This is a genomic window from Streptosporangium roseum DSM 43021 (assembly GCF_000024865.1).
GTDB classification, from domain to species: domain Bacteria; phylum Actinomycetota; class Actinomycetes; order Streptosporangiales; family Streptosporangiaceae; genus Streptosporangium; species Streptosporangium roseum.
Window position 1 is genome coordinate 200,093 of sequence record NC_013595.1, and the last position, 13,080, is coordinate 213,172.

Annotated in this window: 12 protein-coding genes and 2 pseudogenes; 7 read left to right on the forward strand and 7 right to left on the reverse strand. The window is 66.6% G+C overall.

What is annotated here, in order from left to right:
- Positions 1–3: 3 nt before the first annotated feature.
- Complete coding sequence (locus tag SROS_RS50650) at positions 4–981, reverse strand: hypothetical protein (protein WP_012886996.1); 978 nt, start codon at positions 979–981, stop codon at positions 4–6.
- A gap of 28 nt (positions 982–1,009) precedes the next feature.
- Here SROS_RS50650 and SROS_RS49045 point away from each other — a divergent pair, with 28 nt between their 5' ends.
- From SROS_RS49045 to SROS_RS00990, 5 genes and pseudogenes are all read left to right on the forward strand, one after another.
- Positions 1,010–1,258, forward strand: coding sequence for a hypothetical protein (locus SROS_RS49045; protein WP_012886997.1), 249 nt, complete (start codon positions 1,010–1,012; stop codon positions 1,256–1,258).
- Between the two features lie 9 nt (positions 1,259–1,267).
- Positions 1,268–2,228: pseudogene (locus SROS_RS48505) on the forward strand (IS5 family transposase); the annotation flags it as partial.
- Positions 2,229–3,753: 1,525 nt separating this feature from the next.
- Positions 3,754–4,239 (forward strand): hypothetical protein, encoded by a 486-nt coding sequence (locus tag SROS_RS00975; protein WP_012886998.1) that lies wholly within the window; start codon positions 3,754–3,756, stop codon positions 4,237–4,239.
- 281 nt (positions 4,240–4,520) lie between these two features.
- A complete protein-coding gene (locus SROS_RS00980; RefSeq protein ID WP_043651062.1) occupies positions 4,521–4,844 on the forward strand; it encodes a hypothetical protein in 324 nt (107 codons plus the stop codon).
- 889 nt (positions 4,845–5,733) lie between these two features.
- Positions 5,734–7,527 (forward strand): hypothetical protein, encoded by a 1,794-nt coding sequence (locus SROS_RS00990; RefSeq protein WP_012886999.1) that lies wholly within the window; start codon positions 5,734–5,736, stop codon positions 7,525–7,527.
- 519 nt (positions 7,528–8,046) lie between these two features.
- On the opposite strand, the gene SROS_RS49055 is transcribed toward SROS_RS00990, so the two are convergent.
- The gene (locus tag SROS_RS49055) at positions 8,047–8,229 is read right to left on the reverse strand and encodes a hypothetical protein (protein WP_043651070.1); all 183 of its coding nucleotides are present in this window, start codon (positions 8,227–8,229) and stop codon (positions 8,047–8,049) included.
- On the opposite strand from SROS_RS49055, the gene SROS_RS47040 reads away from it, so the two are divergent.
- On the forward strand, positions 8,217–8,357 hold the full coding sequence (locus tag SROS_RS47040) for a hypothetical protein (RefSeq protein ID WP_081452998.1): 141 nt from the start codon (positions 8,217–8,219) through the stop codon (positions 8,355–8,357). The genes SROS_RS49055 and SROS_RS47040 overlap by 13 nt on opposite strands.
- A gap of 16 nt (positions 8,358–8,373) precedes the next feature.
- On the opposite strand, the gene SROS_RS01000 is transcribed toward SROS_RS47040, so the two are convergent.
- The 5 genes from SROS_RS01000 to SROS_RS01020 form a co-directional block, all read right to left on the reverse strand.
- On the reverse strand, positions 8,374–8,721 hold the full coding sequence (locus SROS_RS01000) for a hypothetical protein (protein ID WP_043651074.1): 348 nt from the start codon (positions 8,719–8,721) through the stop codon (positions 8,374–8,376).
- Positions 8,722–8,770: 49 nt separating this feature from the next.
- Positions 8,771–9,376 (reverse strand): S8 family peptidase, encoded by a 606-nt coding sequence (locus SROS_RS01005; protein ID WP_043651077.1) that lies wholly within the window; start codon positions 9,374–9,376, stop codon positions 8,771–8,773.
- A gap of 766 nt (positions 9,377–10,142) precedes the next feature.
- Positions 10,143–10,916, reverse strand: a complete 774-nt coding sequence (locus tag SROS_RS01010) for an ABC transporter permease (protein WP_012887001.1) — start codon at positions 10,914–10,916, stop codon at positions 10,143–10,145.
- The gene (locus tag SROS_RS01015; RefSeq protein WP_012887002.1) at positions 10,913–11,851 is read right to left on the reverse strand and encodes a daunorubicin resistance protein DrrA family ABC transporter ATP-binding protein; all 939 of its coding nucleotides are present in this window, start codon (positions 11,849–11,851) and stop codon (positions 10,913–10,915) included. Before SROS_RS01015 ends, SROS_RS01010 begins: the two co-directional genes overlap by 4 nt.
- 25 nt (positions 11,852–11,876) lie before the next feature.
- The gene (locus SROS_RS01020; RefSeq protein WP_012887003.1) at positions 11,877–12,548 is read right to left on the reverse strand and encodes a DUF4097 family beta strand repeat-containing protein; all 672 of its coding nucleotides are present in this window, start codon (positions 12,546–12,548) and stop codon (positions 11,877–11,879) included.
- A 222-nt stretch (positions 12,549–12,770) separates the two neighbouring features.
- Here SROS_RS01020 and SROS_RS54320 point away from each other — a divergent pair.
- A pseudogene (locus SROS_RS54320) lies at positions 12,771–12,992 on the forward strand (helix-turn-helix domain-containing protein); the annotation flags it as partial.
- Positions 12,993–13,080 lie beyond the last annotated feature (88 nt).

Consider the following 13,080-nt stretch of genomic DNA (forward strand, 5'->3'; position numbering starts at 1 on the left):
CCATTATGGTCGGCGTGCGTGAGCGAGGTGCCGGCGGCGGGAGAGGTACGCCAGCGCGGCCACCGCCAGGGCCACACCCCACAGCGGCCACAACATCTCCGGCAGCCAGGCGCCCAGCTCGTCGGCCGCCCCCGCCGGGCCAACCTGCTCGCCGGTGAGCTTCTTGCGGACGTACATCAGTCCGGCGGAGGTGATGGGGAGGGAGACGGCCAGAGCCGAGTAGGCCGGCAATCGCGCCGGAATCGGCCGCCCGCGCAGGAACGGCACCCAGCGCGGCCAGATCTCGCCCCACGGCCGGACCAAGCCGACGGTCAGGACCGCGCCGACGAGACCGAGCGTGCTGAGACCGGCGCCGATCGAAGTGATCTCGGAGATGTAGGCCAGGAACTGGTCGCTGATGCCGACGGGCACGCCCAGGAGCCAGCCGAAGCGGGTGACGGCGTAGACGACGGGGACGGCGACCGCGACAGCGGTCGCATACCGCCCGATCCGTAGCGCGCCGGCGGCGCTGCCGGGCCGTCCGGGCCCTCCGATCAGCGCGCGCGTCCCCAAGAGCATCAGGCTGACGCCGGCCGCCATCAGGATGAGCAGGTTGACGCTCGGCCACGTCAGCATGGTCGCGATCATCGAGAACTCGGCCTGGCCGACGAGCGCGGCAGCCAGCATCACCGGCAGGTACCCGGCGGTCATCATGATGCGCACGTCGGGCAGGAGCACCGCCAGGCCGACGCCGGCCACGACGGCCACGACGGCGGGGGCCCGGTTGAGCGGGCCTCTGGCGGCGAGCACGGCGACGACGCCGGCCACCAGCGCCGACATCGCCAGCACGCCCCCGCCGGCCGCCGCCGGAAGAGGATCGAGCAGGGTGTTGCCCGCGCCCGCACGGCTGGCGTCGAACGGATATCCGGGCCCTCCGAAAGCCCAGAGCAGGCCGAGGGCCAGATAACTCGCCGACCAGACGACGATGATCAGGACCGGCACGATCGTACGGCGGCTTCTTGGAGGAGAGGTGTTCACCCTGCCCAATCTGCCGTCGCGGCGGTGCCCCGCACATCGTCACCGGGTCTCGGCCGGCTCCTCCGGAGGTCGCGACGGCGTCGTCCCAGAGGAGGACCTCACACCGCGCATCGCCGCCGGATTGCAGGCCCGCGTTCTGAGTCCCTGCCTCACCGACAATGCGGCCGCCACGTTCTGTCAGGGCCTGTACGGAGTTGAGATCAGAAAGATTCGCCTGCGCGGTGGTTCGCTGTCCTGGTAGGCCATCGCCATGGCGCGTGGAGAGCTCACCGATGATGAATGGGCTTTGTCGATCCTCACCTGCCCTTGGGTGAGCGTGGCTCGATCCCGGACCTGCGGCAGCGGTTCAACGCCGTGATGTGGCGGTTTCGTACCGGCAGCCCGTGGCGGGATCTGCCCGGGCAGTATGGGCCCTGGTCCACCGTCTACGACCGGTTCCGGTCGTGGGCCACGGCCGGCGTCTTCGAGCAGCTGATGCAGGCCATGATCGCTGAGGCCGCTGCGCGTGGGCAGGCCGGCCTTGACCTGGGCAGCGTGGACTCCACCAGCGCCCGCGCCTACCACCACGCCGCCGGAATGGTCCTGGACGGTGAGCTGCTCAAGGCGCTGAAGTAGGCCGCCGAACAGGAAAAGGGGCTATACCCAAGGGGCAAAACACCCAGAACGGTGAACCCGGTGGAGACGGGGACGAAGACGAACGCCGGCGGTTACGACGACGGCGCCGAACACGGCTGACGGCAGCCAAGCCGGGCCGCTCTCGGGGTGGACTGAGCAGCAAGGTCCACCTGTCGGCCGACCGGCGCTGCCGTCCGCTGTCCTTCGGGCTGCCCCCGGGCCAAGCCGGAGACAGCCCGCAGTTTCGCGCCGTCCTGGCCCGCATCAAGATCCGCCTGCCCGTCGGCCGACTACGTACCCGCCCGGACGCGGTGGCCGCCGACAAGGCCTACTCCTCCCGCGCCAACCGCGGCTACCTGCGCAGACGCCACATCACGGCCGTCATCCCCGAGAAGACCGATCAGGCGGCCAACCGCAAGAAACGTGGCTCCCGCGGCGGCCGCCCGGTCAACCATGATCGAGACCTCTACAAGCAGCGCAACACGGCGGAACGGTGCATCAATCGCATCAAAGAGTGGCGCGGACTGGCCTTCCGCTTCGACAAGACTCCCGAGAGCTGTCTCGCGGGCCTTCATCTACGCGGAGCCATCTTGTGGGGTCACGTCCAGTGGCGTGGTGTACGAGTATCCGGTGCCGGGGCTGGGCCGAGGGTGATGCCGGGATCGGGGTCGGGGGTGGCGTCGGGGTCGTTCGCCGTCAAACGGCGCGGCGCCGTATTGGGGTCGAAGGTCAAAAGCGCAGCGAGAGGTGGGTGGAGTTGCCGGGGCCGCCCTTTCGTGCGGCGCCGTACCGGGTGGAAGGTCAAAAGCGCAACGAGGGCAGGTGGGGTGGCCGGAGGCCGCTTCATCCGCGCGAGCCGGTGTCTCGTGGTCCGGGGGGCGGTGCTCAGGAGGAGCCGGCCGATGGGCGGGTGGGAAGGCCTGGTGAGGGGGTCGGTGGTGGATCGGGCGAGGCAGAGCGGGCGCCGATGAGCCCCGGGAGCGGTAGTGGTCAGGAGTTTTCCTTGATCTGTTGGGATTGGCGGTCCATGGCGCCGCTAATCCCAACAGATCAAGGAAAACCCCTGCACCGCCCCTCCCCGGCCCGCGCAGCGGGGAGCACTCCGTACGGCGCCGCACGAAAGGGCGGCCCCGGCAACTCCACCCACCTCTCGCTGCGCTTTTGACCTTCCACCCGGTACGGCGCCGCAGAGATGGGTCGGCCCCGGCCACCCCACCCACCCTCGCTGCGCTTTTGACCTTTCATCCCGTACGGCGCCGCGCGGATGGACACCCCTGAGCCGGAACGGAGGTGAACGGGCACTGCTGTCGCTGCCCGCCACCGGCGGAACCCGTACACCACATCCGTGGACGCAACCTCAGCCGCCGTACCGAGGCCGCACCGCCGTTCGGTCAGCCTGTGTCTTCCCTGAAGTACGGACGTCGCCGTTGCTGCCACCACGGCCAGTCAGGTGAGGCACGAAGGTCCGGCGATGTCCGGGCGAGAAAGCTTCTGTCGATGGGGAGTACCAGGCTGTAGAGGTACGGTCTGGCCCAGGGGGGTAAGGCGATGAGCGCCTGTTCCAGCCGCCAACGTGGTGCGTCTCCGCAGCACTCAGGACAGATGCACCCGGGACCGATCCGGTCGACACTTCCGGGAAGAACCGCCTGCGTCCAGGCCAGCAGTGCCCCGGCCACCGTGCCCGGCCGCATCTGCGTGTGCTCCAGCGCGATCACTGCCGCCATGGGGCGACGTCCGAGCCCCGGAACCTGATGGATCGAAGCTCTGTGGGTTCCGCACATCGATCCCCGTGCGCGGACCTCCGAAGGGCGCCTACGCGGCATGGCCCTTTCTGATCAACGTCATGAGCTGATGATCGCACGCGGGGAAGAGGATCTCCAGACTCGGCCCGTTGGACTACCGCCCTTACGATCGCCTGGCGGTGGCTGATCTCCGTAGAGGGCTGGGGGCGATCGACGGCCCGGGACCTCGTTCCTCAGTCCCGACCCACCGAATACCTCATCCTCTGGCGGTACGGGCTCGCGTATCGATGATCAGGAGTTGTCGTCCCTGCCTGCTTCAATCCACGTTGAGATATACCGATAGATCCACACGAATCAAACCGAGAAGAGGCTGAGGCTGATGGGAGAACTCATTACGTATCTGCTGGAGAAGGTCCATGACGATCCCGGGCGTTGGATGGTGGTCGACGGTGCGGCCATCAACGGCGAGGAGATGGCCCCGTGGGAGCAGGAATGGGGGCGGTATGAGGACTGGATCGAGGTCGGCCCCAATGCCCTGGTCTGTGATACTCCCCGGGACATCACAGCGGATGTCCGGCTTGAACTATGGAGTGATCAACCTCCCGCACCTGAGTCGGCTTGGGACCACTCATGGACCGGCGAGATCTTCCTTCGGTCGGGAAAGATCCAGCTCAGGGGGTTCTACAACGGGGAGTGGGGCGTGCACGAGGTTTTTGACCTGGGTCACCGGGATGCCACCTGGCTCGTTCGGGCACAGCACAAGACATTGGAGAATGATCGGGAGACCGACTTTCCTCGCGACATCTACCGAGCCGATATCTACAAGTTCCAGTTCTGGCGGCCGATCCTTCAGCAGGGGAGCTGACTGGCAGTCACAAGAGGGACAGGGGCGGATCTACCGCAGAGCACTCCGAGTCCGGATGTCGTGCCCGTCGCGTGCCCGTCAGGAGGAAGAACAAGAGAGACTCACGGGGAATCACGGTCGCTCGACCCGCTCCCCCGAAGGTCAACGTTTCATCAGGTCAGTGCCCAGTCGCGATAGAGGCTTCCCAAGCTGACAGCACAGATTTGCTTCCATCACTCGCCTCAACTCCAACAGTTGTTGATCTTGACGCTGCGCCACAGCGATGGCAGCATCCAGCCACTATGACTGTCGACTCCTCAAATCCGAACGAGCAAAACTACAAGCCTCTAGCCTTCATCCTCATCTTGTTCAGCTCCATCTTTATGGTCATGCCGATCCACGTCGTGATCAAGATGAGTGAGCCCGGGCTGCGGCAACCGGTTACTCCGGCGTTTATTCCGGTACTGATCTTGGTCGGATTGCCTGCGCTCGGGGCTCTCGTCGGAGCCTTCCTGAGGTTTCAGGGACCTGGTGGCAGACTCTTCGGGATCATATTGGGGATATTTCTCGCCAGCGTGATCCTGATGGCGCTGCTCGTTTGCTTGATTTTCTACTCCGTCGACTGATCTGCCCCAGGGCCTCGACCCACCGAGGGCGGAAGAGTTGCAATACAGAGCCGTTCAGGATAGACCACACGTTCTCTGGTCGACCTTGCGCATCCGGAACAGCCCAAGGTCGATCGTGTCGTGTTCAACCTCGCGTGATATATGCGGGATGATCTTCTGTGATCATGACCGGGAAGGGTGCTTCCGCCCTGGCGAGAAGCCCTATCACTGATTGGAAAGTAGCCCTCTTGAAACCCACTGGTGGACGAGATCGTGATCCTCCCAGCGATCCCCGCCTTTGGACGCTCCGCGGCCTGGAGCTTGCGGTGCGCCTTGAGTAGCGCCCGGCAGCTCCTCCCCGACCAGGGCGACGACGCCACCCGGACATGGCTACTCAGCCGCGAAGCCGAGGAACTGGCCGCCCCCGGTGACGGCCCAAGTGGGTGACCTGCTGCCCAGGCCGAAGAGACCTACGGCCGAGCGAGAGCTCATCGGGAACGCGCCCGGACCCGTTTCCTCGACCCTGGCCGCATGGCCGCCTTTCCGCCCAACGGATGTCTCAGCCCCGGCCCACCGAACGTCGTGGATAGGCCAGTCATCGTTCCAGCACGGACTCAATCACCGCGCTTGTCACGGCTGGCAGGCGTTCGCAGCGCTGCCAGTGGGGCATGGTCCGAATGCTTGTCAAGACGCTGAGGATATTGCCGAAGCGCCTCGTTATGGCCCCCTTGAGTGCTCTTGCTGGGCTCTCATCCTGGCGTTTGGATCTGGAGGGTGCTCTTCTGTGGTGCGTCACAAGCGGGGGTTCCAGACGCCTCACCCGTGCCGCCGCCTGTTCTGCCCGGCCCGGTTCTCTCGTAGTGCGTAGGGCATCGACCTGTGCTGTCTGCCAAGTGAAGGAGTCGTGACCTTGACTGCGCTGACCTACACCATCCTTACCGACCCGACATCCCTGGAGGCGTCAGTGGACGGGCGGTCTCCGTCCACGGGGACGATGTATCTGATGGTCACCAACACCAGACGGACGGTTCCCTGGTTGAGGATCGAGGTGAAGGTGCCCGTCGGTGACGGCGCCGGCCATCTCACCCGGGACATCAGCACGATCAAGCCGAGGGGCGAGTACACCGACACCCAGTCAAACCCCCAGGCGGACACCCAGCCGGTGATTGTCCAGCCGCAAGGCGCCAACGTCTTCCAGGTCACCTCCCAGAGCGGTCGCATAGAAGGTTTCGCGCCTGGTGACTACATGGTGCTGACACTGGAGAACGTCACCGTCGCTCCCACTGCCGGGGTGGCCGTGCTGATGGTGACCGAGATCATCAAAACCAATAAAGGGTGGCAGACCAGCCAGGCGGCGGTGCCGGTGGTGAAGGCCGCTCCCAAGGAGATTCCGGCACCGCGCGACTTCCGCCCGGACAAGGCCATGCTGGACGCCGGAGAAGACCTCGCGCTGAGCTGGGATGGGTCCGACGACTTCAGCTACGAGATCCGGTTCCCCGGCGGGCGTGCGGACATCGCCCAGGGCACGCATACCTGGTCGCCGGCCGAAGCCCCGAAGCGGGCTACCACCTACATCTTGGTCGCCACCGACCCCACCACTCAGAAGCAGCACTTCCTCACCACGACCGTTCAGGTGCGCTATCCCGTCCTGGAAACCCTCACCGCCACGACTGGCATCGACACCCCCTGGGTCCAGGGGACGGCGAACAAGGGGCGCGTCACCTTCACCGGCACAGGGGTGGAGATCTTCAACAACTCCGGTGGGCTGGGGACTGTGACGGCCGACAAGGCCGATCTCAACGGCGTCAACACCGAGTGGGTGCAGGGAAGAAGCACCGACGACGGGAAGATCACCTTCCCCCAGGACGGGCTCGACGTCCGCCAGGGAAGCGGAGCATGGGGAACCGTGCACGCCGACAAGGCCGATCTCAACGGCGTCAACACCGAGTGGGTGCAGGGAAGAAGCACCGACGACGGGAAGATCACCTTCCCCCAGGACGGGCTCGACGTCCGCCAGGGAAGCGGAGCATGGGGAACCGTGCACGCCGACACGGCCGATCTCAACGGCGTCAACACCGAGTGGGTGCAGGGAAGAAGCACCGACGACGGGAAGATCACCTTCCCCCAGGACGGGCTCGACGTCCGCCAGGGAAGCGGAGCATGGGGAACCGTGCACGCCGACACGGCCGATCTCAACGGCGTCAACACCGAGTGGGTGCAGGGAAGAAGCACCGACGACGGGAAGATCACCTTCCCCCAGGACGGGCTCGACGTCCGCCAGGGAAGCGGAGCATGGGGAACCGTGCACGCCGACACGGCCGATCTCAACGGCGTCAACACCGAGTGGGTGCAAGGAAGAAGCACCGACGACGGATGGATCAGCTTCCCCAAGGAAGGCCTGAACGTACGCAAGGGGGCCGGACAAGCCTGGGGAACCGTGTTTGCCGACAAGGCCGACGTGAACAGCGTGATCACCAACGAGATCCACGGATCAGGCGAAGGCAAGGGGTATATCCAGTTCCTGGACCAGGACAAGGGCGTGCGGATATTCGGTGGTGTGTCCGCCGGCTGGATACGGGGACTTAGCGATGACGATGCATGGATCCGCTTCAATGAAAAGGGCATATGGGTGCTCAAGAACCAGAACGGCAAGCGTGAGAGCGCGAACGTGAGTTGCGCAACGGTCAATGACCGGCCCGCATGATCACGGTGTGATCAGCACTGTCGGCGGATGACAGGGGCAGGGGTCAAGGTCGTTCGGACGTAGGGTGCTTCACCTTGACTCCTGTCCCTGGCCTGCTCCCAGAGAGGTGGGACGGCGGCGACGGGATGATCGGCCGGGAAAGAGCACGAGGCTACTCACTTCATGATTCGGATGATGTTCGGAATGATCAACGATCTGCATCGAACTGTCTGGAAACATGATCGTCCGAGCTTTTGGTCCGTAGTTTCCGGGGTCGGGGCCAGGCGCTCTAGCACTTCCGACCGGGAATCAAGGCTCTGAGCCGGGTCTCCGTTCCTGCTGATCTCTCCCGGCACGTGCAGCCGGACGCGACCCCGCGCCACTGTTCGCGGAACATGCACGGAATGGAATCGGCGACGTTTTCCAGGTGGCGTTGGAGGTTCCGGAGGTTCGCGGAACGCTGCCGGGGACACCGGGGCCGATACGACGAAGGACCCCGAGGGGATGCCCGGGGTCCTTCGTGTCGCACTGTCAGGGGTCTCACGTCGCGAGCGCTTCCAGGATCCGCCTGTTCGCCATCTCGTGCTGTCCGTCGATGCACCTGGCGTAGGCCTTGAGCAGCACGCCCACCCCGTGCCCGGTTCGCTTGGCGATCTCCGGCGTGTGCACCCCGGCGTTCAGCAAGAGCGAGACCGCCGAGTCGCTGGGGCGTGGAGCGGACATATGCCTGGCTGGGCCGCTATCGACGCCTGTCGCGAGACTGCGAGTACCTGATCACGACCTCGGAAAGCGTCATCTGTGCCGTGACCCGCATGCTGCTCCTGCACCGTCTCGGAGCGCCCCGACCATGATTTTTTCAGCCGTCCTCTACTTGTTGACGTGCTTGTACAGGTAGCCGGTCGTCTTCTTGAGCTGGGCGGACGTGCCGTTGGCGGTGCGGTACCGTTCGGCGATGCCGATGGCCTTCGTCAGCGTGGTGCTGCCGTGGACCTTGGTGGAGCCGTTGTGGACACCGTGGGCGTAGTTGAGCCAGGCGGCCAGCAGTTCACGGTCGAGCAAAGCCTTGGCGGTCTTGCTCTTGGGGGCAAGGACCTTGTAGGCCTTGCCGAGGGAGCCGGCGTCGGTCACCTCGGGGAAGACCTTGCTGCCGTTCTGCGCGAGCGACAGGTAGCAGACGAGGGTCCTGTCGTCCAGCGTCCCCTTTCCGCAGAGCATCTCGGCCGCCCACCGCTTGGCGTTCAGTGGTTTGGTGCCCTTGCCCCGCTTACACGTGTCCGGGACCGGGACCGGCAGAGGGTCGGTGGCCGTGCTGAGGTCGGAGGGGCCGGGTGCCTGGCTTCGCGTCGGCGCCGTTGGGGCATACCAAGACGGCCAGGTAGTACGGGTCGAAATCAGAGCTGGAGAAGCAGGCCTCGCCCACGATCCGCCCGGCGAAGAACGGGTGATCCCGATCGATGCCGGTGTCGAGGATCGCGATGGTGGAGCCCTTGCCGGTCCAGCCCGCCTGGTTGGCCTTGTCCGAACCGATCAGCTTGGTGCTGACGTCGAGCGTCGGCTTGCTCACTTCGTCCTTGTAGATGGCCTTCACCCGGCTGTCGGTCTTGAGTTCGGCGAGGGTCGGCTTGTCGATGGTTGCGACGAGGAACCCGTCGGAGCCGGCCTTGCTGATGACCTTGGTCTCGCTTGAGGCCGCTTCGGCGGTCCTGGCCACATCCGCAAGGCTCTGGCCGTGCTCGATCTCGATGATCGCGCGTACCTTCCCGCCCTTCTGCACCTCGGCCGCGAGGCTCTTGGCCACAGTGGGGTCGTCGGTGGTTGCCTGAGCTGGTGACCCGACGGCCAGCGCGGCCGTCGCGGTGATGGCGAGCACAGCGGTGCTCGCCAGTAGAGACCGTAGTCTCACTGGTCCTCCGAGGGGAGCGGACCGTCCTGAGCTGGACGGGCTGAGGGAGGGGAAGCCATCGGGGGCGGAAGGGGCTGGAACTGCGGAAGCTCAGCTACTCGCCGCCCCTGTTGCCGAAGTCCTGAAATGTCCTCATGTTTGGTAAAAGCGAAGACCAAGAGTAGTCAACGATCATCAAGGTTGACGAGAAAGAAGTGGTCCCGTTATCCGATTTTTCGGACACCCGAAACCGGGCACAGGTCCACTCCACGACCCGGCGGCGCGGGATCACCCCGATGCGGGGCACCTCGCGCGGCGGTGCGTCGTTCCTGGCTCCAGGTGGAGCCCATGCCGCCGTCGCGGCGCACCACGATCCGTACCGTCACTCCGAGCGCATCCTCGGCCCAGCCGATGAACCGGTTCCCGCGAAAGCCCTGGTCAGCCCACACGTGCCGCAACCGTGGGAACCGGTCGACGATTTGGCTGGGGCGGGGTCCGTGGTGGCAGGTGCGGGATCGTGACAACGGGCAGCGTCTCGTCGTTCGCGGCCCAGCACAGGAACGGGTGGGTGTTCCGGCGTCGGGTGTAGGCGTCGGCACACCAGGCGTCGATATCGGCCTGACGGCAGTCGGCGAGGATCTCCGGACGGGATGTCTTACGTCGAGCACTCGCTGCGATCCGGTCGATGCGACGGGTGGAAAGGCTCAGGGCCGTCAGACCCGTGGTCTGACGGCCCTGGTCGGCCGGTTCATGGTCAGGCCTTGTTGAAGATGTTCTTGGCCCAGAGGTAGGAGACAGCGGCGATGCCGACGCACCAGGCGGTGGCGATGGCGGCGCTGTTGCCGATCGGGGTGCCGAGGAGGAGGCCGCGGACGGTTTCCATGATCGGGGTGAAGGGCTGGTATTCGGCGAACCAGCGCAGGGCGGTGGGCATGGAGTCGGTGGGGACGAAGCCGCTGCCGAGAAAGGGCAGCAGGATCAGGGGCATCGGGGCGTTGCCGGCGGCCTCGGGGGTCGGGGACTTCAGACCGAGGGCGACCGACAGCCAGGTGATGGCCACGGCGAACAGGGTGAGCATTCCGGTGGCGGCCAGCCATTCGGCGGCGGTGGCGTTCGGGCGGAAGCCGATCGCCAGGGCGATGCCGATGAGGACGGCCATGCCGAGGAGCTGCTGGACGACGCTGCCGACGACGTGGCCGGTGAGGACCGAGGCCCGGGAGATCCGCATGGTGCGGAAGCGGGCGATGATGCCTTCGGTCATGTCGGTGGCGACCATGACGGCGGTTCCGGTCGCGGCGGTGGCCGCCGCCATGAGCAGGATGCCGGGGACGACGTAGTTGACGTAGGTGCTGCGGCCGCCGCCGAGTCCGTCGCCGAGGGTGCCGCCGAGGACGTAGACGAACAGGAACAGGATGATGACGGGCGTGGCGATCAGCTGCACGGTCATGGACGGGTAGCGGAGCAGGCGCTTGAGCTGGCGCCGGACCATGGTGGAGGAGTCGCGCATGGCGAAGGTGAGGGTGCTCATCGGGTGGCCTCCTTCTGCTGGCCGGTGAGGGTGAGGAAAACGTCGTCGAGGTCGGGGGTGTGGACGCTCATGTCGTCGATGTCGATCGAGCGTTCGTCCAGGAGGGCGAGCAGTTCGCGGATCGCGCGGACGCCGCCGTCGCTCGGCACCTGCAGGGTGAGCGCCTCGGGATCGGCGATCCCCGCGCCGAGGAGGTGGCGAGCGGTGTCGAGCAGGTGCGTGTCGGCGAAGGTGAGCTCGATATGGCCGCCAGGGATGCGCCGCTTGAGCTCTTCGGCGGTGCCTTCGGCGATCAGCCGGCCGTGGTCGAGGAGGGCGATGCGGTCGGCGAGCTCGTCGGCCTCCTCCAGGTACTGGGTGGTGAGGAAGATGGTGACGCCGCTCGCGACGAGCTCACGCACGATCTGCCACATGGAGCGGCGGCTGCGCGGGTCGAGGCCGGTGGTGGGCTCGTCCAGGAAGATCAGGCGGGGGTCGCCGACCAGGGTCATCGCCAGGTCGAGCCGGCGTTGCATGCCACCGGAGTAAGTTCCGGCCGGTTTGCGCGCCGAGTCGACCAGGTCGAAGCGGTCGAGCAGTTCGGCGGCCTTGCGCTTGCCGTCCCTGCGGGGCAGATGCTTGAGGTCGGCCATGAGGAGCAGGTTCTCCTCGCCGGTGAGCAGCTTGTCGACGGCAGAGTACTGGCCGGTGACGCCGATCGCGCCGCGCACGTCGTCCGGCCTGCGGACCAGGTCATGGCCGGCGACCTGGACGGTGCCGCCGTCGGCCGGGATCAGGGTGGACAGGATCTGGACGGTGGTGGTCTTGCCGGCACCGTTCGGGCCGAGCAGGGAGAAGATCGTTCCTTCGGGGACGGCCAGGTCGACGCCGTCGAGCACGGCCTTGTCGCCGTAGGACTTGCGCAGCCCGTTCGCCGCGATGGCCAGGTTCGTCATGGTGGTGCTCCTCGGAGGGTGCGGGTCAGAGGCTGCGGGCGGTGATGTCGCCGTAGGCGGTGGTCGCGTGGATGGTCAGGGCGGCGTCGGCGCCGTCGGTGTTCTTGAGCGCGTTGTGGATCCGGCCGTAGGAGGTGCCGGCGTCCAGGGAGGCCGAGACTCCGCGGGCGGCGCCGATGGAGATCTCGCCGGCCTCGGTGCGCAGTGTGACCGTGCCGCGCACGGCCTCGGTGATGCGGAGGTCGCCCTTCTGGGTGCTGATCTGCGCGGGGCCGCCCAGGCGGCCGACCGAGACGTCGCCGGCGAGGAGGGTGAGGCGGGCGCTCGCGGTCTCGTCGAGCTTGACCGAGCCCTGCGCGGCCTCGAAGGCGACGTCGCCGAGCCGTCCGACGCCCCGGAGCTCGGCGCCGGCCGCCTGCGCTTCGATGCGGGAGCCGGCGGGCAGCTGGACGGTGACTTCGATGGATCCGGAGGCGCCGAGGATCTGGTTCTTCGCCTCCGGGGCCTTGATCCGCAGGACGCCGTCGCCGTATGCGACCTCGGTCTGCTCGGCCGCCTTCACGTCGCGGCTCTTCGAGGCGTTCGCGGGGAGGACCTCGATTACGGTGTCGGCCCGGTCGGCGGCGATGAACCGGATGCGGCCGGCGGGGATGTTCAGGATGGCGGTCACCGGGGTGGGGGTGTCGAACTTCTGCATCGTGCTCTCCTGCGGCTCGTTGTTTCTGATGTTGGAAACGCTACGTTGCATTCCAGAATGACGCAACAGGTTCGTTGCGCTCAATCAGAGTTAATGCAGGTCAGAGCCGGAAAATCGTTGCACTGGCTTTGAATGTAATGCAACAGCGATGTCTTTGCGCGTTGCAATGGATCGAGAGTGAACGCTATCGTGGCGGCATCGGGGGTCACGGAGGGGACCGCGATGCCGGCGGGCGGCCTCGCCCGGCGGGAGCGCCGGCAGATCGTGCTGGGGCCGGCCGGCGGCCTCGCCTGCGCGGAGATCGCCAGACGCCTCGACCGTCCGGCCTTGACGATCACGCGTGAGGTGATGCGCAACGGCGGTCCCACCGCCTACCGCGCCGACCTGGCCCAGCGCGCCACCGAACGCCGCCCCCGGCGCAGGCCCCCGCGCCACCGAACGCCCCCCAGCGCAGGCCCCCCGCGCCACCGAACGCCGCTCCCCCGGCGCAGGCCGCCTACCGCACCACCGAACGCCCCCCGGCGCAGGCCCT

Bases quoted from the DNA above. Each gene is read 5' to 3' on its own strand.
- SROS_RS00975 (WP_012886998.1), top strand. From the start codon at position 3,754: ATGGGAGAACTCATTACGTATCTGCTGGAGAAGGTCCATGACGATCCC.
- SROS_RS01010 (WP_012887001.1), bottom strand. From the start codon at position 10,916: ATGAGCACCCTCACCTTCGCCATGCGCGACTCCTCCACCATGGTCCGG.
- SROS_RS49055 (WP_043651070.1), bottom strand. From the start codon at position 8,229: ATGTCCGCTCCACGCCCCAGCGACTCGGCGGTCTCGCTCTTGCTGAAC.
- SROS_RS01000 (WP_043651074.1), bottom strand. From the start codon at position 8,721: ATGCTCTGCGGAAAGGGGACGCTGGACGACAGGACCCTCGTCTGCTAC.
- SROS_RS01015 (WP_012887002.1), bottom strand. From the start codon at position 11,851: ATGACGAACCTGGCCATCGCGGCGAACGGGCTGCGCAAGTCCTACGGC.
- SROS_RS01020 (WP_012887003.1), bottom strand. From the start codon at position 12,548: ATGCAGAAGTTCGACACCCCCACCCCGGTGACCGCCATCCTGAACATC.
- SROS_RS00980 (WP_043651062.1), top strand. From the start codon at position 4,521: ATGACTGTCGACTCCTCAAATCCGAACGAGCAAAACTACAAGCCTCTA.